The organism is Rhodococcus sp. UFZ-B548 (assembly GCF_903819475.1).
Taxonomy (GTDB): domain Bacteria; phylum Actinomycetota; class Actinomycetes; order Mycobacteriales; family Mycobacteriaceae; genus Rhodococcus_F; species Rhodococcus_F erythropolis.
The window spans coordinates 1-24,951 of record NZ_CAIJDS010000039.1 but is presented as its reverse complement, the minus strand read 5'-3'; the positions used below and the strand labels follow the sequence as shown (position 1 = coordinate 24,951).

The 24,951-nt window shown below is 64.8% G+C and carries 18 protein-coding genes and 1 pseudogene; 12 read left to right on the top strand and 7 right to left on the bottom strand.

The annotated features are described in order from the left end of the window. The first annotated feature begins 1 nt into the window (after window position 1). Window positions 2-4,336 carry an alpha-(1->3)-arabinofuranosyltransferase gene (locus tag H7C86_RS37875; protein ID WP_182262494.1) on the top strand — a complete coding sequence of 1,445 codons (4,335 nt, stop codon included), beginning with the start codon at window positions 2-4 and terminating at the stop codon, window positions 4,334-4,336. A gap of 23 nt (window positions 4,337-4,359) precedes the next feature. On the opposite strand, the pseudogene H7C86_RS26055 reads toward H7C86_RS37875, so the two are convergent. Next, window positions 4,360-5,409, bottom strand: a pseudogene (locus tag H7C86_RS26055) (acyltransferase family protein); the annotation flags it as partial. 216 nt (window positions 5,410-5,625) lie between these two features. Between H7C86_RS26055 and H7C86_RS26050 the strand changes: the two are divergent. Together H7C86_RS26050 and H7C86_RS26045 are read left to right on the top strand one after the other, a co-directional pair. Next, window positions 5,626-6,759, top strand: coding sequence for a DUF3068 domain-containing protein (locus tag H7C86_RS26050; protein WP_019747133.1), 1,134 nt, complete (start codon window positions 5,626-5,628; stop codon window positions 6,757-6,759). A gap of 169 nt (window positions 6,760-6,928) precedes the next feature. Beyond that, complete coding sequence (locus tag H7C86_RS26045; RefSeq protein WP_182262493.1) at window positions 6,929-7,885, top strand: ABC transporter substrate-binding protein; 957 nt, start codon at window positions 6,929-6,931, stop codon at window positions 7,883-7,885. On the opposite strand, the gene H7C86_RS26040 is transcribed toward H7C86_RS26045, so the two are convergent. Then, window positions 7,866-9,092 (bottom strand): lipopolysaccharide biosynthesis protein, encoded by a 1,227-nt coding sequence (locus H7C86_RS26040; protein WP_030534642.1) that lies wholly within the window; start codon window positions 9,090-9,092, stop codon window positions 7,866-7,868. The genes H7C86_RS26045 and H7C86_RS26040 overlap by 20 nt on opposite strands. Window positions 9,093-9,125: 33 nt before the next feature. On the opposite strand from H7C86_RS26040, the gene H7C86_RS26035 reads away from it, so the two are divergent. Then, window positions 9,126-10,865 (top strand): hypothetical protein, encoded by a 1,740-nt coding sequence (locus tag H7C86_RS26035; RefSeq protein WP_182262492.1) that lies wholly within the window; start codon window positions 9,126-9,128, stop codon window positions 10,863-10,865. Here H7C86_RS26035 and H7C86_RS26030 read toward each other — a convergent pair. Continuing rightward, on the bottom strand, window positions 10,812-12,026 hold the full coding sequence (locus H7C86_RS26030; protein WP_019747129.1) for a glycosyltransferase family 4 protein: 1,215 nt from the start codon (window positions 12,024-12,026) through the stop codon (window positions 10,812-10,814). The two genes, H7C86_RS26035 and H7C86_RS26030, sit on opposite strands and share 54 nt — an antisense overlap. Window positions 12,027-12,199: 173 nt before the next feature. Here H7C86_RS26030 and H7C86_RS26025 point away from each other — a divergent pair, with 173 nt between their 5' ends. The 5 genes from H7C86_RS26025 (at window position 12,200) to H7C86_RS26005 (ending at window position 17,810) form a co-directional block, all read left to right on the top strand. Further along, complete coding sequence (locus H7C86_RS26025; RefSeq protein ID WP_003945692.1) at window positions 12,200-12,970, top strand: bifunctional 2-polyprenyl-6-hydroxyphenol methylase/3-demethylubiquinol 3-O-methyltransferase UbiG; 771 nt, start codon at window positions 12,200-12,202, stop codon at window positions 12,968-12,970. Between the two features lie 4 nt (window positions 12,971-12,974). After that, a complete protein-coding gene (locus H7C86_RS26020; RefSeq protein ID WP_182262491.1) occupies window positions 12,975-13,862 on the top strand; it encodes an ROK family protein in 888 nt (295 codons plus the stop codon). A gap of 139 nt (window positions 13,863-14,001) precedes the next feature. Next, entirely contained in the window at window positions 14,002-15,189 is a 1,188-nt protein-coding gene (locus tag H7C86_RS26015; RefSeq protein ID WP_259349298.1) for a phosphotransferase family protein, read from the top strand. 1 nt (window position 15,190) lies between these two features. Further along, complete coding sequence (locus H7C86_RS26010; RefSeq protein WP_133727629.1) at window positions 15,191-16,360, top strand: hypothetical protein; 1,170 nt, start codon at window positions 15,191-15,193, stop codon at window positions 16,358-16,360. 4 nt (window positions 16,361-16,364) lie between these two features. Beyond that, complete coding sequence (locus H7C86_RS26005; RefSeq protein WP_003945530.1) at window positions 16,365-17,810, top strand: aldehyde dehydrogenase; 1,446 nt, start codon at window positions 16,365-16,367, stop codon at window positions 17,808-17,810. 316 nt (window positions 17,811-18,126) lie between these two features. On the opposite strand, the gene H7C86_RS26000 is transcribed toward H7C86_RS26005, so the two are convergent. Then, window positions 18,127-18,744 (bottom strand): TetR/AcrR family transcriptional regulator, encoded by a 618-nt coding sequence (locus tag H7C86_RS26000; RefSeq protein ID WP_182262489.1) that lies wholly within the window; start codon window positions 18,742-18,744, stop codon window positions 18,127-18,129. A 52-nt stretch (window positions 18,745-18,796) separates the two neighbouring features. On the opposite strand from H7C86_RS26000, the gene H7C86_RS25995 reads away from it, so the two are divergent. The 3 genes from H7C86_RS25995 to H7C86_RS25985 are packed head-to-tail and all read left to right on the top strand — an operon-like array spanning window position 18,797 to window position 21,042. Continuing rightward, the gene (locus H7C86_RS25995) at window positions 18,797-19,735 is read left to right on the top strand and encodes an alpha/beta hydrolase (protein WP_020906414.1); all 939 of its coding nucleotides are present in this window, start codon (window positions 18,797-18,799) and stop codon (window positions 19,733-19,735) included. 10 nt (window positions 19,736-19,745) lie between these two features. Continuing rightward, window positions 19,746-20,705, top strand: coding sequence for a cation diffusion facilitator family transporter (locus H7C86_RS25990; protein WP_019747118.1), 960 nt, complete (start codon window positions 19,746-19,748; stop codon window positions 20,703-20,705). 28 nt (window positions 20,706-20,733) lie between these two features. After that, a complete protein-coding gene (locus tag H7C86_RS25985; protein ID WP_182262488.1) occupies window positions 20,734-21,042 on the top strand; it encodes a hypothetical protein in 309 nt (102 codons plus the stop codon). A gap of 58 nt (window positions 21,043-21,100) precedes the next feature. Here the strand turns inward: H7C86_RS25985 and epsC are convergent, their stop codons facing one another. From epsC to H7C86_RS25970, 3 genes are all read right to left on the bottom strand, one after another. Beyond that, on the bottom strand, window positions 21,101-21,679 hold the full coding sequence (gene epsC, locus H7C86_RS25980) for a serine O-acetyltransferase EpsC (protein ID WP_003945907.1): 579 nt from the start codon (window positions 21,677-21,679) through the stop codon (window positions 21,101-21,103). A gap of 5 nt (window positions 21,680-21,684) precedes the next feature. After that, the gene (gene cysK / locus H7C86_RS25975) at window positions 21,685-22,620 is read right to left on the bottom strand and encodes a cysteine synthase A (RefSeq protein ID WP_003945916.1); all 936 of its coding nucleotides are present in this window, start codon (window positions 22,618-22,620) and stop codon (window positions 21,685-21,687) included. Between the two features lie 181 nt (window positions 22,621-22,801). After that, complete coding sequence (locus tag H7C86_RS25970) at window positions 22,802-24,631, bottom strand: phosphoenolpyruvate carboxykinase (GTP) (RefSeq protein WP_029254577.1); 1,830 nt, start codon at window positions 24,629-24,631, stop codon at window positions 22,802-22,804. Window positions 24,632-24,951 lie beyond the last annotated feature (320 nt).

Genomic DNA, 24,951 nt, shown 5'->3' with positions numbered 1-24,951 from the left:
GGTGTCTTCGGTAGACACCGCCCCGTCGGCAGAGCCCCTGTCGAAGCGGTGGCTGTTCGGCGCCTCCGTCGTAGCGTTTCTTCTCACTTTTCTGCAATCGCCGGGTCTGATCACCGCTGACACCAAGTACGACCTGACGCAGAATCCGTTCGGTTTTCTCGAACGCGCGTCGCATCAGTGGAGTAGTCAGGCCCCGCTAGGCCAGGTTCAGAACCAGGCCTACGGATATTTCTTTCCGCACGGGCCGTTCTTCGCGCTCGGCGAGTTGGCGAACGTTCCGCCGTGGATCACCCAGCGCATCTGGTGGGCGCTGCTTCTGATCGCAGGATTCTGGGGCATCATCCGAGTTGCCGAGGCTCTCGGTATCGGCAGCCGTAGTTCGCGCGTCATCGCAGCGGTTGCCTTTGTTCTCTCTCCCCGCGTGCTGACCACGCTCGGTTCGATTTCCTCGGAAACCCTGCCGATGATGCTGGCGCCGTGGGTGTTGTTGCCGGTGATTTTGGCCTTCGGCCCTGTGCGTGGAAATGGAGTCCCTGGACTCCCTAACCGCTCACGGGGGTTGAGGCGGTTGGCCGCGCAATCCGCGCTTGCCGTCGCGCTCATGGGTTCGATCAATGCCGTCGCCACCGCCGCGGCCTGCCTGGTCGCGATCATCTGGTGGCTCTCGCACAAACCCAACCGAACATGGCTGAAGTTCACCGCGTGGTGGGCGCTGTTCGTCGCTCTCGGCACACTCTGGTGGATCGTGCCGCTACTGCTGCTCGGCAAGATCAGCCCACCGTTCCTCGACTACATCGAGTCCGCCGGTGTCACCACGCAATGGGCGTCGCTGGCCGAGATACTTCGCGGCACGGACAGTTGGACCCCGTTCGTCTCCCCCGAACGCATTGCCGGCGCCGTCCTGGTCACCCAGCCCGCAGCAGTTGTCGCCACCGGTCTGGTTGCCGCCGCCGGCCTCGCCGGGCTCTGCATGCGGTCCATGCCTGCTCGCGGCCGGCTGACACTCGTCCTGTTCGTCGGTATCACCGGCCTGGCCGCGGGATACGTTGGTGAACTCAGCTCGCCGGTGTCGGAGTCGGTACGCCTGTTCCTCGACTCGGCGGGTGCTCCGCTGCGCAACGTCCACAAGCTCGAGCCGTTGGTCCGTCTGCCGCTGGTGCTCGGACTCGCACACCTGCTGGCCAAAGTGCCACTACCGGGATCGGTTCCACTCGCCCGATGGCGCCGCGCGTTCGCCCATCCCGAGCGCGAACCGATGGTCGCACTGACCAGCCTGATCCTCGTTGCCCTCACCCTCTCGACTGCCTTGGCCTGGACGGGAAAGCTCGCTCCCCGCGGCGCTTACCCGGACGTTCCCTCGTACTGGAACGAAGCAGCGCAGTGGCTCGAGGACAACACCTCCCCCGGATCGGAAGCCGAACGTGCCCTGGTCGTCCCGGGAGCGCCCTTCGGCAGCCAGGTCTGGGGTCTGACGCGTGACGAACCGCTTCAGGCTTTGGCGAGTACGCCGTGGGCGGTGCGTGACTCGGTCCCGCTGACCCCTCCCGGCGCCATCCGAGCGCTCGATTCGGTGCAACGTCTCATCGCCGACGGACGTCCGTCGGACGGCCTCGCACAGACCTTGCTTGGGCAGGGCATCCACTACCTGGTGATGCGCAACGACCTCGACGGCGAAACGTCGCGCTCGGCCAGGCCGATACTCGTGCACCAGGCAGTCGAAGGCTCGCCGGGGATCGAGCGAGTCGCCCACTTCGGTGACGACGACAGCCCCGAACCGATCGAAGGGCTGGTCGCGGACAGCGATCTGCGTCCCGGTTACCCGGCCATCGAGATCTTCGAGGTCACCCCGCCCGACGGCACCCCGGCGGTCAGTGGCCCGTACTCCGTCGACCTGAACCAGGTTCCGCGTGTACAAGGTGGGCCGGAATCGTCTGTGCGACTTCACGAAAGCGGGCTGGTTCCGGGGACCGGGCCGATGATTCTCGCCGCCGACGCCGAAGCTGCGGGACTGCCCGTCGATTCTGTCACCGTCACCGACACACCGCGCGATCGGGAAACCGATTTCGGTCAGGTCGACAACCACAGTTCCGCCCTGCGCACCCCTGACGACGCACGTCGTACCTACAATCTGGTGCCCGACTATCCGGTTGCGAACACGCCTCTCGTGGAAGGCCGCTGGAGTGGCGCTTCGATTACCGTTTCCAGCGCCGCCTCAGATGCCACCCAGCTGGGCGGCACCTCACCGTCGAGCAGTCCAGCGTCGACGGTCGACGGCGATCCCGCCACCGGCTGGTTCAGCAACGGCATCGAGCGCGCGCTGGGCCAGTGGTTGCAGATCGACTTCGACACACCGATTTCCAGTGGGTTGCTTCATCTGACCACCAGTGCCGCGGCAATCGGAGCTCCCGTCAAATGGCTCGAGGTCTCGACACCGAACGGCAGCACGGCGGTGAAGGTGGAGCGTCCCGGTGAGCCCATCACCGTCTCGATTCCGGGTGGCAACACTCCGTGGGTACGCGTCACAGCGACTCACACCGAAAACGGATCGCCTGGAACACAGTTCGGCATCAGCGAACTCTCCGTCGAAGACTTCTCCGATCGCAGCGCGCCGAAGACCGTACCGATCCGTTTCGACACGGTCCTGCCGAGTACGCCGACGGGCGCATCTGTGAACGCGTGGAACCTGAGCCAGGAGTTCCCCGGCCGCAACGCCTGCGCCGATTCGACGGACCGCGTGCGGTGCAGCAATGCATTCATGGCGATACCCGAAGAGCCGAGCCGCTTCCAGCGCACGCTCACGGTGCCCGAAAACACAGTCGTTGCACCGACACTGACTGTCCGAGCGCGTCAGGGCAACGCCCTCGAAGGTCTGCTTTCCGTCCCCGGCCGAATCACGGCTTCGGGTTCGAGCGACATCGGCGACACACGCGGATCTGCCTTCGCTGCCACCGACGGCGACGCACGCACCACGTGGTCGGCGCCGCAGAGCACCACAGAACCGGGCGGCCCGAAACCGACGCTGACTCTCAATCTTCCCGAGCCCACCCTGGTCACCGGCCTGGACATCACGCGGGGACTTGGCACTCTGCCGTCGCTGCCGACCAGTGTCGCGGTGAATCTCGGCAACGGGCCGCAGGTGCGAGAGCTGCCCGAACCCTCGGACGACACGCCTCGAACCAGTCGAGTTACCCTCGCCCCCTTCGTCACCGACAAGATCGTCCTGAGCATCACCGCTTGGGAACCAGTCCTCGATCAGACGGCGCTCGGCTTCGCCCAGGCGCAGCCCACCGGCCTCGCCGAGGTCGGCGTCGTCGGTGCCGACGGAACCCCGATCGCCGGTTCCGGAGTGCAGGGCGCAGAATCATTCGACAACCGCACCGTCACCGTCACCTGTGGCGACGGCCCGACCATCTCGGTTGCCGGACAGCAATTCCCCACCTCGATCACGGCGACGGCGACGCAACTTCGGACCGGCGCACCCGTCGAAGCACGTGTGTGCGGTCTGGACGCTTCGGCGACTTTGCCGGCGGGACAGCCTGAAGTGGTCGTCGAACCAGGCCCCGCATTCTCGGTCGACAATCTCGACCTGACGGCGGTCGGTCCTTCAGCCGCGCAACGGAATACACCGCTCGAATCGACCGCGTGGACGGCGAATCACAGGGAACTGACCGTCACGAACTCGTCCATCGATCAGCTGATCGTCAATCCCGAGAGCACCAGCATCGGTTGGATCGCCACGGCGCCGGACGGTTCCGAGCTGACGCCGGTGGTCGTGAACGGTTGGCAGCAGGGCTGGATCGTGCCGGCAGGCACCGCGGGAACCGTCACCATCGACTTCCCCAGCGACCGTTGGTACCGCCTCGGCATCTTCGGCGGGCTCGTGTTGCTGATCCCGCTGTTGTTCGCGGCTCTTGTCCCCACTCGCCGAGAGCCCAAGCCCCTCACACCACCCCGACCGTGGCGCAGCGTCGCGGCAGGATGGGTGGGCGTGCTCGCGGCGGCCACCGTCATCGGCGGCGGAGTGGGAGCGGCGATCGCAGTCGTGTGCTCGATCCTCGGACTTGCCGCGCTGCGAATCTTCGGCCCGGCTCGGACCGCACGCATTCTCGTCGGCACCGCCGGCGTGGCCGCGATGATCGGCATCACGCTGCTCTCGACCGGACCGTGGCGGGCACCGGGCGGCTATGTGGGCGATTCGTTCGCGATTCAGTTCTCGATGTTGGTGGCCTTGGTCGTGACCGGGTTGGCCGCGTTGCCCTTTGCCGGTTCACCGATGTGGCGGCGCTTCTCCCACCGCGTGACCGCGACGCGCGCCGGTTCCTCCACCAAGGCGTAACTGGCCGAGGCCACAGCGACGCTCAGGACGACCGTGAGGGCCAGGACGTAGAAGAAGCTGCCCGAGAACGGAACTATGCCGAATACGGGGAACACAGCGTTCAGTACGGCCAGGTGCCAGATGAACAGGCCGTAGGACCAGCGTCCGATTGCCAGCGCCAGAGGACTGGCCAGCAACCGATGCTGCGATTGATCGCGCAGAACCAGTGGCGCGATCAACGAGAAGCTGATGATCGCACCGAGTGCAATCTTGATCGCGTACTGCCACGGCTCAGGCCGCACCAGACCTTCGGGCCCGGCCAGATCAGTGCACGAGAGAACGAAGGCGATAAAGGCAATGAGGGTCAGGAGTACCCGACGGTGCGCGAGGCGATGCACCCGTGTCGACGGGCCCACTGCCAGCTCGGCCAGCACCATGCCGGCGCCGAACCACGGCAGGTAGCCCGGCAACCAGTTGTCGTGGTGGATAGCGTCCGGCGTCGGAATCGGAATGAATGCCCACGTCAAGGCCAAGACCGACACCCCGAGCAGAAGCGGCAGCCGGAACCGGACCGAGTTTCCTCGTAGTCGGACCATCAGATACGCGAAAAGCGGCAGCAGAACATAGAACGCCACCTCGACCGACAGGCTCCACATCTGAGTGAGGCCCTCGGTGAGTGTCAACGGCACGAAGACCTGCGCCAACCCGAGATTCGCCAGCCACACCTGGTAGCCCCCGCCGGCTCCGGGCAGGAACAGCAGGATCAGGACCACTGCCACCCAGTACGCCGGCAGAATGCGCGTCGCGCGGGAGATCCAGTACCGGACGGTCGACTGCGGCTGCCCGATTCCGCGAGCCTTTGCCGCATGGGGGCGCCACAGGAGAAATCCGGACAAGGCAAAGAACACCGCTACGGCGAGATCGAGTCGACCGAACGCGCGCCCGATCGCACCGGACTGCGCTTCACCGGTCTGGAACGCGACATGGGTGACGAGGACGCCCAGCGCGGCCAATCCACGCATACCGTCCAAAGCCGGAACGAAGCCCCGAGCCTGTGGCGGGACCGTCTGAGAGGAATTCGTGGAACTGATCATCACGGATAAGTGTGCACCCCAGGCCGATTGAGGGAAACCACCAGGGACTCACAACAAAATGCCTGGCCAATTCATGCCCTCATGCGACAAACCGGGCCGGTGGACTGTTAGTGTTCTGCCACACATGGTGTCCATCGGGGGCCCCATGCGATCTGCGCAGCTCATATTGTGCCGGTTGGGGAACCTCGAAAGACTTAACGGGTTAGGAGTCACAGCATGGCGGAACGCTCAGGGCCGAGCCGGATACTTCCTTGCATTCTGGTGGGCCTCGGTGCCTTCCTTTTGGCCATCGCCATCCTCATTCCTACCTACACGGTAGGCAAGCTGGAGAAGACGCCACTCGACCTCGAGGTGACCACCGTCGCCACAGGCACCGGTAGCGTCCTCAACTCGGCGGCCCTCCTCGGCGGAAAGGCACAGGTCGACACCAACGTGCCGATCGTCGCTCAGCGCTACGTCACCACGCAGGACCCGTCCGACGCCGACATCATCACCGTCGAAGCCGGCCAGACGGTCCGTCGCACCGACAAGCAGGGCGATACCGGACTGCTGACCGCAACCCTGGACCGCGTCACGCTCGATCGCGTCAGCTCGATGCCGACCAACGATCCGGTCGGAACCGTCCAGACGTCCAGCGACCAGCCCGCCGAAGAAGTTTCCCGCGACGGTCTGCAGTACAAGTTCCCGTTCAACACGGAACAGAAGAGCTACCCCTACTTCGACCTGAACGCTCGCGCCACGAAGGACATCGACTTCGTCGAAGAGACCGAGATCAACGGTCTGAAGGTGTACCACTTCCAGCAGACGATCGATCCCGTCGACCTGTCGAAGGTCGTCAACTCCCCCACCAACAAGCTGAGCCTTCCCGCTGACACCTGGGGCGTTCCCGGCGGCGCAACCCCGATCACGATGACGCGTTGGTACACCAACGTCCGTGACCTGTGGGTCGAGCCCAAGACCGGTGTCGTCGTCAAGGGCCAGGAGCAGTTGCACCAGTACTACGGCCGCAACAAGGATGCCGTCGACGTCGAGGTTCTCAAGGTCACGCTGCCCTTCGACGAGGCGACCATCGAGTACCAGGTCCAGCAGGCGCGTGACGGCATGGACAAGCTCTCGCTGTTCGGCCGCACCGTCCCGATCGTGGCAGGTGTCCTCGGAGTCATCGCGCTGATCGCCGGTATCTTCCTCGGCCTTCGCGGCGGCAAGGGCGGAACTCCGGCCCGCGCTGCACACGGCGGAACGAACCAGAATCCCAGCGGCCAGGGTTCGCCCGAGCCGGCTCCGGGTGAGCACGACTGGACCTCGGACGACACTCAGGTGATCCCGCGTCCGGATCTGCGCAAGGACTGATTCAGGCAGTTAGCAGAGCGCCCCTTCCACACGGAAGGGGCGCTCTGCTGCATTTCGGGACTTTGTTGCCGGATCGGCGTACGGATTGGCGCAACGGGTCGTTCCCTCCGCGTGGTCGCGGGCTTAGCGTTTTCTGGAAGTCCAGACCACCCCGAACACGAGGAGCCACATGCCCGCATCAACAGTTCTGGGTTCGCACATCTGTGTCAGCGATCTGACACGTCGGAGATTTGTTGTCGGCAGTGCTGCATTCTCCGGGCTGTTCGCCGCCGGTTGCGCAAGGTCCGCCGGTACCGAGGGCGATGCGTCCGGGATGCGCACGGTCACGACCTCGCTCGGAACCTACGACATTCCGGTGACACCGAAGCGCGTCGTCGCCATCGACTCCCGACTCGACCTCGAACCAGCCGTTGCGATGGGCCTGCCGGTCATCGCGTACAGCTTCGACGCCGCCGAGCCGTGGGTTCCAGCCGATCCGACGGCGCAGGTGTTCGAGGCACCGGTCAACGTCGAGGCAATTCTCGCGCTGGAACCGGACCTGATCATCTGCACCGACATCGGTGAGGCCTCCGACATGTGGCCGCTGCAGCAGTTGAGCCAGACAGCGCCTGTGCTTCCGATGGACTTCACCCGTCCGTGGCGCGAGAACATCGATCAGTTGGCGAGTTGGCTGAATCGCACCGAGAACCCCGAAGTCCGTCAGGTCATCGGAGCGTACGAGGACAAAGCAGCCGGATTGAAGGAACGCCACGCCCGGAGTTTGGTGAGCAAGCAGATCGTGCTGCTGAACTACGTGAATCAGAAGGTCAACGGCGTCAACCGCAAGGGCATCTCCACGCAGGTGGCCGAAGACCTCGGCGTCCAGCTCCAGTGGCCGGTCGAGGGACAGAAGGAGATCTCTACCGAAAACCTGGTGACTTCCCTCGACTCGGCCGACGGAATGATCGTCACCACCGCGCCCGGCGTGGATCCCGTCACCGACGACCGCGCGATGTGGAACCGTATCCGCGCAGTACAAGGCGACAACGTCGTCTACACAGGTGGGAACATCAACTACGGATCCGTCTACACCGCGATGCGTACGCTCGACTACTTCGACGATTTGTTCACGCGTCTGGAGAACTGACGTCGCTGTGAGGTGCCGGCCGGGCGCGGTCGGCACTTCGCACTGCGGCGACGGACACCGCCAAGGCCGTCGTCGACGCCACCACCACGGCGACGCCGATCAACTCTCCCGGCGTCTTCGCCCACACCAGCATGACCGTCGCCTCCACAACCAGTCCCGCCCACGCCAGAAGGGCCACTCGCGTGCGTTCTGACGCGATTGCGGACAGCAAGGCACCCTGGAGTACCGCCAGCGCTGCACCGTGCAGGGCGAAGGCCCACAGCATGGGAGCCACGGCGGCGTACGCGTCGCCCACGAGCATCGGCACCAGCGGGCCGGCAACCGCCGCCCCCAGAACCAACACGGCGCCGATACCGACGAGCACCGCCAACGCCGAGCGAACCGCTTGCGCCGAGTGCGCCGGATTCGCCATCTTCGGGTACAGCACGACGCCCACTGCCTGTGGCAGCCAGAACGCCACCTTCGTCGCGACGGCTCCGAGTGCGTAGACACCGGCGTCGTACTCGCTGAGGACGACGCGGACGATCAGCAGGTCCAGCGAAGACAACGCGATCAACGCAAGCTGAACCTGCGACGCCGCGAGCACGGAGACGACGCCGATCCGCACCGGCCGGTCCTCGCTCACCGAGACGGTTCGGTCGACCACTCGAACTATCGCCACCAGCAACGCAGTTCCGGCCGCGCCCGCGACCAATGCCGCGCCTGCCCCGCCGCCGAAGGCCAGAACGATCACTGCCGGAAGGACTTTCATCACCCCGGCCCCGGCCAATACAGCGCTGAGAGTGCCGAATCGACCGTGACCCTGCAACAACCCCTGCTCCGTGGCCAGCAGAACCAACATGGGCGCAGTCACCAATGCCGAGAACGACGCCACGATTCCGGTGTCGAGCAGCCACGCCATCGCCGGAGCGAGCGCAACCGCGAGGACGGCAACGATCGCGGTGCATCGATACCCCAACGACCGCAACGCATCTGTGCTCTTGCCACGCACCGCCTCGCGGGCGACCACCGTCTGCAACGCCAAAGCCGGAACCGCAAGTACCAACTGGGCGGCAAGCAGACTCGCGAACTCTCCGTAGCCGACCGGACCCAACCATCGGCTGGCCAACCATGCCAACAGGTACGACGCGACATTGGCCGTCATCGATCCCACCAAAACCATGCCGACCCCGGCCGCGGCGGCGCGATCGAGTGGTTGGCGAGGCATGGCAGTAATGATGCACCACGTATCGTGCGCGTCATGACAGTGCAAGCCGGATACCGCCGTTACCTGCCTGCGGCGTACAGCCTGGCGCTGGCACTGTTGATCCTCGGACCGCTGCTCGGCCCCGGCTACCTCCTGCTGCGCGACGCCGTCAGCACGCCGCGCTCGTACTTGACCGACTCCGCCCTCGGACTCACCGACGCCGCAGCCCGCGCCGTTCCCCAGGACGCGCTGATCGCAGCGTTGAGCACCGTGATCGACGGCGGACTGGTGGTCAAGTTCATCCTGCTCGTGGCGCTCTGGCTCGCCGGTTGGGGTGCGGCGCGCATGGTCGCCGTCCTGCTGCCGACGGCCGGTCTCGGTCCACAACTGGTCGCGTCGACGGTGATGCTCTGGAACCCCTACGTGGCCGAGCGCCTGTTACAAGGACATTGGAGCCTGCTGACCGGTTATGCCGCACTGCCGTGGATCGTGTGTGCCGGAATCGGAGTTCGCCGAGCCACGCCCGGGTCCTGGTGGGCGTTGGCCGCGTCACTGGCATTCGCGGGCCTGACACCTACCGGCGCTCTGCTCGCTCTGACGGCCGCGCTGGTGGTGGTAGCCACCCCCGGAGGCCGAACCTCGGCCATGCGGCGTGTCTGCGGCGCTATCGGGCTGTTCCTCGTCGCCGCCTCGCCGTGGTTGGTCGCCACCTTCGTATCCGGAGCAGCAGGCGACGGTTCCGATCCAGCGGGAGTCGCCGCCTTTGCCGCCCGAGCAGAACCCGGACTCGCGACGCTCGGCAGCCTCGCCGGGCTCGGCGGTATCTGGAACTCGGCAGCGGTACCTTCCACGCGCACAACACTCTTCGCGTTGGTCGGAACAGTTCTTCTGCTTGTCGTGGTGTTTGCCGGTGTGCCCGCTCTATGGCGCCGACGCCGGAACCCCGTTGTCAGTGGACTCGGCGCGCTGGCCCTGTTCGCGGTGCTCGCTCCGACCCTGGGCGCTACTCCGTGGGGGCTCGACGTCGGCCGATGGTCGGTCGAGGTGTTCACCGGCGCCGGTCTACTGCGTGACGCCCAGAAGTGGGTCGCGCTGGCCGTACCGTTCTACGCACTCGCTGCCGCCGCCGCGGTGATGTGGGCGGGCAATCGGTTCTCCCTTCCCCGCCCGACATTCTCGATCGCCGCCGCCGTGGTGACGATCGTGGCGCTACCGGATCTGGTGTGGGGTGTCGGCGGCGCGTTGAAGCCCGTGCACTATCCCGGGTCCTGGACCGTGGTGGCCGAGCAACTACGAGACGAAACCGGTGACGTTGCAGTGCTTCCCGCCGGGATGTTCCGCGTCTTCCCCTACAGCGGTGATGCGCCGGTACTCGATCCAGCACCACGCTTCCTACCCCTCGACGTGCTGCAGACCGGCCAACTGGTGGTTGCCGGTGGTGCTGTCGGCGGTGAAGGAACCCGGGCCACCCAGGTCGAGGATGTGCTGCTTGCCGGCGGGAGTCCTACGCAGTTGGCCGATCTCGGAGTCGGATGGGTACTGATCGAGCGTGAGACACCAGGCCGGCTCGGCAAGGCGGCAGCGACACTCGACGGGTTGGAACAGGTCTTTGCCGACAACGATCTCGAGCTCTACCGGGTACCCGGAGATGTTGCCGCGCAGGAAGCGTCGACCGGTGCCCGAACTGCCGTCATCGCTGCGCATCTCGCCTGGATACTGATGGGCGTGATCGCGCTGATCTCAGTCGGACTGAACCAGAACCGAATTCGACTCGCGAGGCGCGGCCAGTCCTGAGACCCACCGACCGTCCTTGTGCGCGGTCAGCACCTCGAGCACTCCGGTGCCGGTCTGCTCCCAGGAGAACTCGCCCGACCACACCCGAGCTTTCTCACCGAGCACCGTGCGGAGTTCGTGGTCGCGGAGCAGGGTGCCTGCCGCCTGCGTCAGATCAGCGATGTCGCCGTCGCCGGCGTGCTCACCGCCGACCAACAGCCCGGTCACTCCGTCGACGATCGAATCGGTCAAGCCCTTGGAACTGCGGTAACCGATCGTCGGAACACCGTGCTGCGCAGCCTCGATGACCGCCAGGCCCCACCCTTCCTTCCGCGAAGGCATGAGGTGAATCCACGACTGCGCAAGGAGTTCATGTTTACGAGCCTCGTCGACGTGACCGTAGAACGAGACGGCGTCACCGATTCCCAACTCGGCGGCGCGATCTCGCAGGTTCTGCTCCCACCAACCACCACCGATGACGTCGAGATGGATGTCCGGAAGCGTCGGACGCAGGGCTGCGACGGCCTCGAGTGCGTCCTCGATCTGCTTGTGCGGCACCAGTCGTGAGAGAACCGAGATGGTGGGACGCTCGGCCCTGGTGATCGATCCACCCGCGTCGACGCCGACGGGGAGCCGATCGGCACCGTTGCGCACCACGGCAATTCGTTCGCGCTCGACACCGAGGTCCACCAATTCTTCGGCCGAAGGAAGCGACACCGTCAGATACTGACTACGTCGATGGGTGCGCGGTGACAATCGCGATTCGACCCACCAGCCGATCCGGCCGACGAGCTTGCCTGCCACCGGCCATTGTTCACGATGGCAGTGATGGACCAGAAGCGTGACCGGCGCACCCGCCACGGTCTTCGAGAAGAAGGGGATGCCGTTCTGGGTGTCGATCACCGCGTCGGGGCGAATGCCCTTGAGCGATCCGAAACCCAGACGTCCGGCGGCAATGGCGGCCAGAGCGCGGGGGTACACGCTGAAACGTCCACCGGCCCGGCTGATCGTGATGCCGTCTCGAACCTCCGACGCGGGCGCCCCGGGGTACGACGCCGTCCGCAGCGTCACCTTGATACCGCGCTCGGCCAACTGGGATCCGACCTGCTCGAGGTAACGCTCGCTTCCACCGCCCTGGGGATGCCCGGTATCGCGCCAGCAGAGCAACAGAACCTCGCGCACGTGCGTTACTCCCTGAGTCGGTCGGTGGCCACCCCGGTTCGGGCGATCCTGCGGGATGCCCCGCCTGACCGGCCGGTAACCCTGCCGAACACCCTAACTGTTCGAGCGTCCGTATTGCCGCGCTCCTGACGGTGTTCGTGGACCGGGCGACCCAGTGGCTAAAGTTGCTACCCGTGACCAAGCCCGCAGTGACCCGCATTTTCGGCCGACGGGCAACCCTGAAACGCTCGTTCGGCCTGCTCAGCGACTTCCGCCACGAGCAGTCCGCGCCCGACATCTTCTACGGCGCGCTTGCGCGCGACTCCGTCGAGTTGATCTCGGACCTGCACGAAGGTCACACCGGACGATCCCTCGACGGTCTCACTGTCCTCGACGTCGGCGGTGGTCCGGGCTATTTCGCGGAGGTCTTTCAAGCCGCAGGTGCCCGCTACATTCCCGTCGAACCCGATCCGTCGGAGATGCACGCCGCGGGTCTGACCGTGGGCGGCGCGGTGCGTGGATCCGGTTTGGCACTGCCGTTCCTGGACTCGTCCGTGGACATCTGCTTCTCCTCCAACGTGGCCGAACACGTCAGCGAGCCGTGGCTGATGGCCGAGGAAATGCTGCGCGTGACCAAGCCCGGCGGCTTGATGGTTCTCTCGTACACCCTGTGGTGGGGTCCGTTCGGCGGCCACGAAACCGGACCGTGGCACGCGCTGGGAGGCGAGTACGCAGCCAAGCGGTACCTCCGCAAGACCGGACGCGAACCGAAGAACAGATTCGGGGTGTCGTTGTTCAAAGTCGGCGCCACCGACGGCCTACGCTGGGCCCGTGGAACCAGCCAGGGCACGTTGCTCGCCGCGATCCCGCGCTACCACCCGTCGTGGGCGTGGTGGATGGTCCGAGTCCCCGGTCTTCGGGAGTTCCTGGTGAGCAACCTCGTCGTGGTTCTCGAGAAGCGATAGCGACATGCGCCTCGCACTCGACATCGGTGGCACCAAGATGGCGGCCGGCGTCGTGTCCGAGGACGGCCGCGTTCCCGTGTTCGACAGTGTGCCGACGCCGCAGACCGACCCGTGGAGAGAGTGTGCGGCGCTGCTCGAACGAGTCGCAGACGGCCGCGACGTCGACGGTGTGGGCATCGCGTGCGCCGGGCCGGTGGACACCGTCGCCGGCGTCGTAGCTCCCATCAACGTCACCGAGTGGGCACAGGGATTCGAGCTGGTAGCGGGCGTCCGCAGCGTCTTTCCCGATGCCGGAACCGCCCTCGCCATGGACGGAGCCGCAGCGGCATTGGCGGAGTTCCACCACGGCGCCGGACGCGGAACCCCGAACCTCCTGAGCCTGGTCGTCTCGACGGGAATCGGCGGAGGAATCGTCCTCGGCGGTGAGATTGCTCGGGGTCGCACGGGGAACGCCGGTCACATCGGCCACCTCGTCGTTCCAGGATCTTCCGAACCGTGCAGCTGCGGGGGCGTCGGCTGCCTCGAGACGGTGGCCAGTGGACCGTCCGCGGTGCGATGGGCTCGTAGCCAGGGCTGGTCGGGAAACACCGGCCGTGAACTAGCCGAGGGTGCACGCAGCGGTGACGCGATCGCCGTGGACGCGCTTCACCGCGCAGGGACGGCGCTCGGTGGCGCCATCGCCTCGGCGGCTGCCCTCCTGGACGTGGACCTCGTGGTGATCGGCGGCGGTTTCGCCCAGTCGGGTGCACCGCTGTGGGAACCGATGCTCGACGCGGCTGCCCGACATGCCCGTTTGTCGTTCATCGCCGGGCTCCGGATCGTTCCCGCCGAGCTAGGTGGCGCCGGAACTCTGACCGGTGCGGGCTTGCTCGCGCTCACCGCCGTTATCTGACACGCGTTCTTCCCCGATAAATCCGCAGGGAGTCCCACTAAACGGGTGCCGCCTGTTCCCAATTTCTGTAACGTGTTTTAGTGTTCTGACTCACACCGTTACGGGCATTGCACGTGACGCCTACGGGAAGGAGGTGACCGTGAGCCCAGACGCTTCCTCATCTGACGTTGCTTCGACTGCTTCTTCGACCGATGAAACCGAGCATCACGCCCAGGTCGCCCGACCGAGCGATTCCCTCCGCGACACCGAAGACCTCCGTGAGCGCCTGGAACGGTGGATGGCCGGCAAAGTGCCGAGCGGATCCACTGTGACCGTCGCCGACGTCACCTTGCCCGCAGCCAACGGCATGTCCAGCGAAACCATCCTCTTCGACGCCACCTGGGACGGCGATCATCATCCCTTGGTCGCTCGGGTGGCACCGACGGAATCGACCATGCCGGTGTTTCCGACCTACGACCTCGAATCCCAGTTCCGCACCATGGCTCAGGTGCGCGAGCACTCGGCGGTGCCCGTACCCGCGGTGTACTGGTCGGAATCCGACCCGGACGCGTTGGGTGCGCCGTTCTTCGTGATGGAACGAATCTCCGGCGACGTGCCGCCAGACGTCATGCCGTACAACTTCGGATCGTGGGTCACCGAAGCGTCCCCCGAGCAGCGAAAAACCCTCCAGCGCAGCTCGGTCGACGTCCTGGCTCAATTGCACGCCATCGACAAGCCGTGCGAGCGTTTCGACTTCCTCCGACTCCCGAATTCGGGAACGACTGCACGAGACGCATTCACGGCGCACATCGCCGAGCAGCGCGCGTACTACGAGTGGGTGGTCTCCGACGGCATCAGATCACCGCTCATCGAACGTGCCCTCGACTGGATCGAGGAGAACAATCCCGCGGACGATTCTCCGGCGGTGCTCTGTTGGGGCGACTCGCGCATCGGCAACGTCATGTACCAGGACTTCGCGCCGGTAGCCGTACTCGACTGGGAAATGGCAACTCTCGGCCCGCGAGAGATGGATCTGGGCTGGATGGCATTCCTGCACAGGTTCTTCGAGGACATCGCCGGGTTGGCGAACCTACCCGGCCTTCCCGACTTCCTTCGACTGCCGGATCTCGCGCACACCTACGCCGAGATCACCGGCCACGCCCCACACGATCTGGAGTTCTACGTTACCTATGCCGCACTGCGCCAGGCGGTCATCATGTGGCGAATCCAGGCCCGCGCCATAGCTTTCGGCCAGTCACAGCGACCCGAAGACCCCGACGACATGATCATGCACCGCGCTTCGCTCGCCGCGATGCTCGACGGCACCTACTGGGAGAGGTTGGCCTGACATGCTCTCACCGATGGACGACTATCCCGTTCACCAGATCGCCGAACCGATCCGTCACGTAGCCACCTCGGATCGAAACTTCTACGACCGCTACTACTTCAACTGCTACCCCACCGAATCCCCCGACGTGTTCCTCATCGTCGGACTCGGCCAGTACCCCAACCTCGGCGTCATGGACGCATTCGCTGTCCTTCGCCGCGGTGACGACCACATCGTTGCTCGCATGTCGAAGGCGCTGGGTGCCGACCGTACCGACACCACCGTCGGACCTTTGCGCGTCGAAGTGCTCGAAGGGCTGCAGAAGCTCCGCGTCGTACTCGAACCGGGCAGCGAATACGATCTCTCCTTCGACATCACCTTCGATGCCACCATCCCGGCGGCGCTCGAGCCCAAGCACTTTCGCCGTCAACTCGAACGAGTCACGTTCGACACCTCACGCTTCCTGCAGACCGGCACGTGGACCGGATCGCTCACCGTCGACGGGGAGGACTTCGCGATCGACCCGAAGACGTGGCGAGGTAACCGCGACCGCTCGTGGGGTGTGCGTCCGGTCGGTGAAGCCGAACCGCAAGGCAGACGCGCCGTCGACGGAATCCAGAACTTCTTCTGGATCTACGCGGTCATGCAGTTCGACGAGTTCACGATCTCGGTGATCATGCAGGAAGACGAGCAGGGCAGGCGCATCGTCGAAGAAGCCATGCGAGTGTGGCCGGACGAAGCCAGGGACAACGAATGGCTCGGCCGACCCGAACACGAACTGACGTTCTGCCCCGACACCCGCGACGTCACCGGAGCGACCATCACCTTCCACCGGCCAGGCGGTGAAGTCCTCACCGTCGCCTGCGAACTGCTGCTGGCCAACTACATCGGAATCGGCACCGGCTACGGGCTCGAACAGGACTGGCGTCACGGAATGTGGCAGGGCGAACTCGTCGTACAAGGGCTCCGCCACAAGGTCCACGAGATCGAACCGTTCCAACGCATGTTCTCCCCCGTCGACAACCTCGCGTCCTTCACGCTCACCGAAGGCACGAACACCAACACCGGCACCGGTCTTTTCGAGGTAGCCGCCATCGGACCGCACGAGAAATACGGATTCACCAGTTTCACCGACACCGCACAGGCAGACGACGCGTATGCCCTCGCGGCGACCGACAACACCGAGGAATGAATTGATGACTGACTACGACAAGCTCTACATCGGTGGAGCATGGGTGGCCCCGGCCACCGACCAGGTACTCGAAGTGTTCTCTCCCGCAACGGAGGAGCGCGTCGGCAGCTGTCCCATCGCAGCACCGGCAGACATCGACGCGGCCGTGTCCGCAGCCCGCGCGGCGTTCGAGGGACCGTGGTCACGCACCACCCCCGCCGAGCGCGGCGCGATCCTCGCCAAGGCCGCCAAGCTGATCGAAGAGCGCAGCGCGGAAATCAACCAGCTCATCTCCAACGAGATGGGCCAGCCGCCCGCCATGGTCGGCATGATGCAGCAGACCCCGTCGATGGCGACGCTGGGCTACTACGCCGAGCTGGCCGACAAGTTCGCGTGGGAAGAGAAGCGCACCGGCGCATTCGGGCAGACCAAGGTGACCCGTGAGCCCGTCGGCGTCGTCGCCGCCGTGCTGGCCTGGAACGTCCCGCTGTTCCTGGCGATCAACAAGCTGGCCCCCGCACTGCTCGCCGGCTGCACCGTACTGCTCAAGCCCGCACCCGAATCCCCTCTCTCCGTCCACGTGATCGCCGAGATCTTCACCGAGGCAGGCGTTCCCGAAGGCGTCATCTCCGTGCTCCCCGGCGGAGCCGAGACCGGCGAATACCTGGTCTCTCATGCGGGCATCGACAAGATCACGTTCACCGGATCCAGTGCCGTCGGCCGCAAGATCGGTGCCATCGCCGCGCAGAACCTCAAGCGCTGCTCCCTCGAACTGGGTGGCAAGTCCGCCGCGATCATCCTCGAGGACGCCGACATCGCCGCCGGAATGCCGATGCTCGTCATGTCCGGCCTGATGAACACCGGCCAGGCCTGTGTCGCTCAGACCCGAATCCTCGCTCCCCGTTCGCGTTACGACGAGGTCATCGAGGGAATGAAGACCGCGGCAGGCTTCATGACCGTCGGCGATCCGTCCGATCCCGCAGCACAACTCGGCCCGCTGATCTCCGAGAAGCAGCGCGAGCGCGTCGAGGGCTATATCGCCAAGGGCAAGGAAGAAGGCGCGCGCGTCGTACTCGGTGGTGGACGTCCCGCCGGCCTGGACAAGGGCTGGTACGTCGAGCCGACGATCTTCGCCGACGTGGACAACTCGATGACCATCGCACGCGAGGAGATCTTCGGACCCGTCCTCTCGGTGATCCCGTACGACTCCGAGGACGAGGCCATCAAGATCGCCAACGATTCGGATTACGGCCTCGCCGGATCGGTGTGGACCACCGACATCGATCACGGACTCGAAGTTGCCGCGCAGATCCGCACTGGTACCTACGCGATCAACTGGTACGCCTTCGATCCCGGATCACCGTTCGGTGGTTACAAGAACTCCGGTATCGGACGCGAGAACGGACCTGAGGGCCTCGAAGCCTTCTGCGAGACCAAGTCCGTACTCATGCCGCCCGGCTACGTGGGCTGACCCACCCGGGAGTTGGCACCCTTTGCTGACAGTTGGCACCCGTTCCGACCTGCCGGAACGGGTGCCAGCCCCATGAAATGGGTGCCAACTCCCAGCGAATCCACAGATCCACCCGGTACCGTCGAAAACGAATCAGTCATCTCACAAAGGACATTCATATGCTCACCAACGCCATCAACGCTTTCCTCGCACTCTGGGGCAGCGCCTCCGTCGGCAGCAGTGGATACCAGATCCCGCCGGGAACCCTTCCCTTCGGTTCCTGAGACAGGACAACAGAACCCGCTGAGCGCACTTCGCGCTCAGCGGGTTCTCTGTTTCACGACGAGTTCTTGGCAGACGCGGTCATCGATCTCGCCTGCCGCACGACGGCTTCCGTTCGCACTCGAAGTTCCTCGGGTGAATCCGATTCCAGCACAACCCGATGCACCTGGCTGTCCATGGCAGTCACAGTCAGCCGCGACGTCAGCAACGCATCGTCCGCACTGAAACCGCGGCTCTGCAAGTACTCCGAAAAACCCAGTACCAGTTGCCGATTCATTCCTTCGACCTGCTCGATGAGCTCGCGCGTACGCGGAACCTGATCGTAGAGCAGGTGAAAGAACTCTCGCGGCTTACTGTTCACTTCGACCGCGCACTCCACCAACATCCGGACGGCCTCGTCCGGGGCGAGTTCACGCTCGACGATGTCGGCAAGGCAGAGCGCAAAACTCTCCCGCGCAGCACTCACGTGACGGTTCGCCAACTCCGCAAGGATCTCGTACTTGTCGCCGAAATACTGGTAGAGCGAGCCCACCGACACCCCTGCTTCGTCAGCGATCCGGTTGGTGGTCGCTGCCATGCCCTCCGACGCGAAAACGCGAGTAGCTGCCTCCAGGATCGCGTCGTAGGTAGCCCTCGAGCGCTGCTGGGAGGGCCTTTTCCGCCGAGTCGACACGGTCCTCCGATGCGAGTTGTCAGCCGCGACGCCGGTACCGAGAATTGTGTAGGTGACCAGCGCCGATTACTCGAAGTTTATGCCCGACCGGTACACCGACCACATGCCGGCGCCGACCCCGACGTGGTGGGAGTGGAACGGCAACACCGTCCACGTCGCACGGGCAGTGGCTCCAGACGCGCCGGTTCGTGTTCTCGGCATCCACGGCGCCGGCGGCTACTCGGGCGCGTTGTGGCCGTTCGCCGGGATCGGCGTGAAACTCGGAGCCGAAGTCCTCTTCCCCGATCTTCCGCTGTACGGCGACACCGTCGTAGCCGATCCCGCCGGCGTCCGGTACGAGCAGTGGGTCGATCTCCTCTGCGATCTCGTCCGGGCCGAGAAGGCAGCCGACGATCGGCCGCTGGTGTTGTTGGGCGCCAGCATCGGCGGTCTGCTGGCCTACGAAGTAGCCGCGCGGACCGGTCTGGCCGACGCCGTCGTCGCTACCTGTCTGCTCGATCCCTCGAATCCGTCGGCCAGAGCTGCCGCGGCGCGGTTCGGCCCGATGGGTGTCTACGGCGCTCCCCTGATGCGCCGCACCGAACGACTGGTGGGCCGTATCCGCGTGCCCATCCGTTGGGTCGCCGACGTCGCGAACATGAGCAGCAACCGTGAACTCGCGACGCTGTGCGCAACCGATCCGCGCGGTGGCGGTGTTCGGGTGCCACTCGGATTCCTCAGCAGCTACTTCTCGTTCGAGCACACCGCACCCGAAGCATTTCGGACGACGCCCGTTCTGCTCACCCACCCGGCCGACGACCGATGGACGCCACCCGAACTGAGCCTGCAGTTCCTCCGCCGCATCAACGCACCCACCGGATTCGTGATGCTGGACGGGTGCGGGCACTTTCCCGTCGAAGAGCCGGGCCTGACGCAGTTCCACGACGCCGTCGACACACTGCTGCGCTCCGTCGCCGAGCGTCACCGCACGAAACCGTCGCCACCCGCCTAGCCTGAAGTTCGTGAGCATCGAACCCAAGGCCGAGCCGACGGGAAACGGCGACGAGAGCACCACGACAGTCGTACTGGCGTTTGCGGCTAACGCGCTGATCGCCGGGGCCAAGACGGCGGCCGCCATCGTCACCGGATCTGCATCGATGGTCGCCGAGGCCACCCACTCCTGGGCCGATACCGGCAACGAAGTGCTGCTGCTGATCGCGAACCGCCGCTCGAAAAGGGTTCCCGACCGAGACCAGCCACTCGGGTACGGCCGGGAGGCCTACATCTGGTCGATGTTCGCCGCCCTCGGACTCTTCGCGCTCGGCGCAGGTGTGTCGATCACCCACGGCATCCAGGAACTGTTCCATTCCGAACCGGCCACCGACTTCGGTGTCGCCTACGCAGTCCTCGGCGTCTCGTTCATCCTCGAAGGCATCTCGTTCCGGCAGGCGTACAAGCAACTCCGAACCGAAGCGTCCGCCGTGAACCGCGACGTCATGGCCCAGGCGCTCAACACATCCGACCCGACGACCCGGGCCGTGTTCGCCGAAGATGCTGCAGCACTGATCGGTTTGGTCATCGCATTCGTCGGCGTCCTACTGCACCAGATCACCGGTTCACCGATCCCCGACGCCCTCGGCTCCATCTTCGTCGGCATACTTCTCGGAGTCATCGCGATCATCCTGATCGATCGCAACCGCCGATTCCTGGTCGGCGAAGAGGCCTCACCGACGCTGCGGGCAGCAGCCGTCGAAGCTCTCACCCAACTACCCGAGATCAACCGAATCACGTTCCTACGCATGGAATACCTCGGGCCACGGCAGGTGTACCTGGTGGCCAGCGTCGATCTGGTCGGTGACTACGCGGAATCCCGAGTGGCCCACACGTTGCGCGAACTCGAACGCTCACTCGAGCAGAGTCCACGCGTCGTGCGAGCGATCCTGACCCTCTCGACGCCCGAAGAACCGTCGATCGCAGTCTGAACTTCCGGCCGGGCGATAGGCTCGTTCGATGCGCGCACTGATCGTGATTCTGGCGGTTCTGGGATTTGTCGTCGGGGGAATTCCTCTGGTGGGCAGTCTGATCGACGTGATGACCAGTCAAGACAAGACCATCGTCTATCAGGGTGCCTACGAACCGATCCGGGGTGTGCAGACGAGTCGCGACTACGAGTCGAGCCTGGACATCTCCTACATGGCGCTTCGAGACAACTCGCCCCAGTGGCTAATTCTCGCTTGCTATCCCCTGATCGGGACGGCACTGGGCGCAGCGACGGCCGTCGTACTGGGACGTCGCGGGTGGCACCTGACGCGAGCCTGAACAGACGCCGATGGCCACCCGCCGTCTACACGAGGGTGGCCATCGAAGAAGGAGTGCTTCAGATGTACATCGCAGGATCGATGTAACTGTTCGGGTCCACCAGCTTTTCCTTGGTGGTCCGTGGCCGCGCCACCGCCGGGATACCCGTCGCGATGGATTCGGCCGGAACATCTCTGGTGACAACGGCATTGGCGCCGATAGCGCTACCTTCACCGATGACGACAGGTCCGAGGATCTTGGCACCAGCGCCGACGGTGACTCGGTCTCCCAGCGTCGGGTGACGCTTGACCTGCTCGAGCGAGCGACCACCCAGGGTGACGCCGTGATAGAGCATCACGTCGTTACCGACCTCGGCCGTCTCCCCGATCACGACGCCCATGCCGTGGTCGATGAAGAACCGTCGACCGATGGTGGCACCGGGGTGAATCTCGATGCCGGTAACGAAGCGTGTCAGCTGCGAGAGCACTCGCGCCGGGCCGCGTAGTGCAGGGACGGCCCACATACGATGCGCAACCCGATGCGCCCAAATGGCATGCAGCCCTGAATAAACGAGCGCGTTCTCCACATTGCTGCGCGCGGCAGGATCCTGACCGCGCGCAGCCTGCAGGTCCTCGCGAATTGTCCCGAGGATACTCACAAGTCTCAGTCCCGGATGTGTTCGAACAGCGGGGTGGAGATGTAACGCTCGCCGAAGTCACACACGACAGCCACGATCAGCTTGCCGGCGTTTTCCGGACGCTTCGCCAACTCGAGTGCGGCCCAGACGATGGCGCCGGACGAGATGCCGCCCAGGATGCCTTCCTTGGTGCCGAGTGCGCGAGCGACCTCGATGGAATCGGGGAACGAGACGTCGATGATCTCGTCGTAGATCTCGCGATCGAGGACGTCGGGCACGAAGTTCGCGCCGATTCCCTGGATCTTGTGGGGACCCGGCTGGCCACCGTTGAGGATCGGCGAGTCGATGGGCTCGACGCCCACGATCTTGACCTCGGGCTTGTACTTGCGAAGGGTGCGTCCGACGCCGGTGATGGTGCCGCCGGTGCCGATGCCGGACACGAAGATGTCGACGGCGCCGTCGGTGTCGGCCCAGACCTCTTCGCCCGTCGTCGCCTCGTGGATGGCCGGGTTGGCAGGGTTGGCGAACTGGCTGGCCGAGACAGCGTTCTCGGTCTGCTCGACGATTTCCTTGGCCTTGGCGACTGCACCGGCCATGCCCTCGGAGCCCGGGGTCAGCACGATCTCGGCGCCGTAAGCACGCAGCATCACGCGACGCTCGGTGGACATGGTCTCCGGCATGGTCAGGATGACCTTGTAGCCGCGAGCAGCACCGACCATGGCGAGTGCGATACCGGTGTTACCACTGGTGCCCTCGACGATGGTTCCGCCGGGCTTGAGTGCACCGGACTTCTCGGCGGCGTCGATGATTGCCACGCCGATCCGGTCCTTGACGCTGTTGGCCGGGTTGTAGAACTCGAGCTTGACGGCGACCTGTGCGTCCAGGCCCTCGGTCAGACGGTTGAGCCGCACGATCGGGGTGCGCCCGACCAATTCGGTCACGTTGTTGTAGATCCCGCTCATATCTGGTCCTCCTGAGGATCGAGTGTGTCGACCCGCTCGCTGATCACTGCTTTACGGCTGAACTGCTTTACGGCTGAACTGCATAACGGCTACAGGCAAGGGCATACAGACGACCGATGCCGCATCGGTTCATCAAATTGAACCAATGCGGCATCAGGCCACTACATACGGGGGCGGTTTATCAGGCCAACCGCTGCTTCAGAGCTTCAAACTCGTCACGTATGCCGGTCGGCAGCTTCTCGCCGACGAAGTCGAACCACTCTTCGATGAGCGGGATCTCGGCCTTCCACTCGTCGATGTTGACCGCGAGGGCCTCGGTGATGTCGGCGTCCGACACGTCCAGGCCTTCGATGTCGAGTGCCGATCCGGTGGGAACGACGCCGATCGGGGTGTCGATGCCGGCAGCCTTGTGCTCGATGCGCTCGACGATCCACTTCAGGACGCGAGAGTTCTCGCCGAAGCCTGGCCACAGGAAGCGTCCGTCGTCGCCACGGCGGAACCAGTTGACGTAGAAGACCTTGGGGAGCTTGGACGCGTCCGCGGACTTGCCGAGGTCGATCCAGTGCTGGAAGTAGTCACCGACGTTGTAGCCGAGGAACGGCAGCATTGCCATCGGATCGCGGCGAACCGTACCGACCTGGCCTTCGGCTGCTGCGGTCTGCTCGGAGCCGACCGTTGCACCCATGAAGACGCCGTGCTGCCAGTCGCGAGCCTCGGTGACCAGCGGAACCGTCGTCTTGCGGCGTCCACCGAACAGGATTGCCGAGATCGGCACGCCCTTCGGGTCGTCCCACTCGGGAGCCATGATCGGGCACTGCGACATCGGGGTGCAGTAACGCGAGTTGGGATGAGCCGCATGGGTGCCCGACTCGGGCGTCCACTCGTTGCCCTTCCAGTCGATCAGGTGCTGCGGGTCGCCTTCGAGGCCTTCCCACCAGACGTCACCGTCGTCGGTCAGAGCGACGTTGGTGAAGACCGTGTTGCCCTGGTCGATGGTGCGCATGGCGTTGGGGTTCGACGACCAGTTGGTGCCGGGAGCCACGCCGAAGAAACCGAATTCCGGGTTGACGGCGTAGAGCTGTCCGTCCTCACCGAAACGCATCCAGGCAATGTCGTCACCGAGGGTCTCGGCGCGCCATCCGGGGATGGTCGGCTGGATCATCGCGAGGTTGGTCTTGCCACAAGCGGAGGGGAATGCCGCCGCGATGTAGTAGGCCTTGTCCTCGGGCGAGATGAGCTTGAGGATGAGCATGTGCTCGGCCAGCCAGCCCTCGTCGTGCGCCATTGCCGAAGCGATACGAAGCGAGTAGCACTTCTTGCCCAGGAGAGCGTTTCCGCCGTAGCCGGAACCGAAGCTCCAGATCTCACGATCCTCGGGGAAGTGGGTGATGTACTTGGTGTCGTTGCACGGCCACGCGACATCTTCCTGGCCATCGGCCAGCGGAGCGCCCAGCGAGTGCAGCGCCTTGACGAAGAATCCGTCGGTGCCGAGCTTGTCGAGAACCTTGCTGCCCATGCGGGTCATGACGCGCATGGAGACGACGACGTACTCGGAATCGGTGAGCTCGACGCCCAGCTTCGGATCCTCGGCGTCGAGGGGGCCCATGCAGAACGGCACGACGTACATGGTGCGTCCACGCATGCAACCGCGGTACAGGTCACCCATGAGGGTGCGCATCTCCGCCGGGTCCATCCAGTTGTTGGTGGGACCTGCGTCGATTTCTTCCTTCGAGCAGATGTACGTACGCGATTCGACTCGCGCGACATCGGACGGATCGGAGTTGCCGAGGAAAGAGTTCGGCTTCTTCTCGTCGTTGAGGCGGGTGAAGGTTCCTGCCTCGACCAACTTCGTTGTCAGTCGGTCCCATTCTTCGTCCGAGCCGTCTGCGAAGACGACACGATCAGGCTGGGTGAGTTCGGCAACCTCTTGCACCCATGCAAGCAGTTCCTTGTGCTGCGTGGGGGGCGTGCCGTCAGTTCCATTGAGACCGGGAATGGTCGCTGAGGTCATCAAACTCTCCTGGGGTGAGCCGGAACCGGGTTCTCGTGACACCGGATGCAAACTGCAGCGCCCCGATACCAGTCGATCCCGGTGTCCCCCTCTCGACGGGGTCCAGCCGCGTCATCCACTCACGTGGATTTCACGGACGCCGGGTGTCCTATGTATTGAGGTTAACGCTGGCTGTTCACCTGCAGGTAATCGGGTGCGGTCAGAAATGTCACAGAAACGATTCAGTTGGTGTGTTCAGGTGCCTACCCGGCGCTCAGAGCACATAAACGGGCTCTCCGCATTTGAGCGGGGCGTGTGCTGATTTCATGCTGCTGGTCTCT